Consider the following 950-nt stretch of genomic DNA (forward strand, 5'->3'; position numbering starts at 1 on the left):
CAATGTGGTCAACTTAAGCCCAGAATGGTTGAATTTTCAGCATTCTGGGCTTATATTCTGGATTTTTTTATATAAATATCTTGACATATCCCCCTAAATATGTGGTTTATAGATTAAGCAATATTACGTTACCAGCGAAATATTTATCTATTCCAATACTTAGGAGGTATGCCATATGAATCGAACCAATATTTGTAAAAATATCGTCCAATCCATTAAAGATTATATCACAGATCAGGTTAAACTGGAACCCCATCGGGTGGAAAAACATTTTGTACGGAGGAGAAAACTTTCCCTTTTGCAAGTTATTCTTTATCTATTCTTCTCTTCAAAAGCTTCCATGTTCCAGAATCTTTCACAGATCAGAGAAGAACTGGGCACGCTTTCTTTTCCAGATGTTTCTAAACAGGCACTTTCCAAAGCCAGACAGTTCATTAATCCTTCACTGTTCAAGGAACTTTATTATCTTTCTGTTGATCTGTTTTACAGCCAGATCCCTTCAAGAAAGCTGTGGCAGGGTTATCATCTTTTTGCAGTAGATGGTTCCAGGATTGAACTTCCTAATTCAAAATCAACTTTTGATTTCTTTGGCGAAATGTCCAGCTATCCTGATCCAAACCGGCATTATACCATGGGACTGGCTTCCATAATTTATGATGTTCTGGATGATTATATCCTTCATGCATCTATCCATAAATTTCTCTCTTCTGAACGAGCAGCTGCATTAGAACATCTTAAAGTTCTTGAAGATGTGGGACTATATAACAACAGTATTATTATTTTTGACAGAGGCTATTATTCAGAAGATATGTTCCGTTACTGTGCAGAGCATGGGCATCTCTGTGTTATGAGACTGAAAGAGGGAATCAATTTGTCAAAAAAATGCAATGGTGATATGATTTCCGTTCTTCAGGGAACTTCAAAAGAAGGTACTTCCGATGTGCCTATAC

General features: G+C 36.6%; 1 protein-coding gene. It reads left to right on the plus strand.

What is annotated here, in order from left to right:
• Nucleotides 1–175: 175 nt before the first annotated feature.
• Nucleotides 176–950, plus strand: a 775-nt coding sequence (locus H8Z82_RS16930) for a transposase (RefSeq protein ID WP_186995763.1), incomplete at its 3' end; no start/stop codon positions are given.

The sequence above is a fragment of the Blautia difficilis genome (assembly GCF_014297245.1).
Classification (GTDB): domain Bacteria; phylum Bacillota; class Clostridia; order Lachnospirales; family Lachnospiraceae; genus Blautia_A; species Blautia_A difficilis.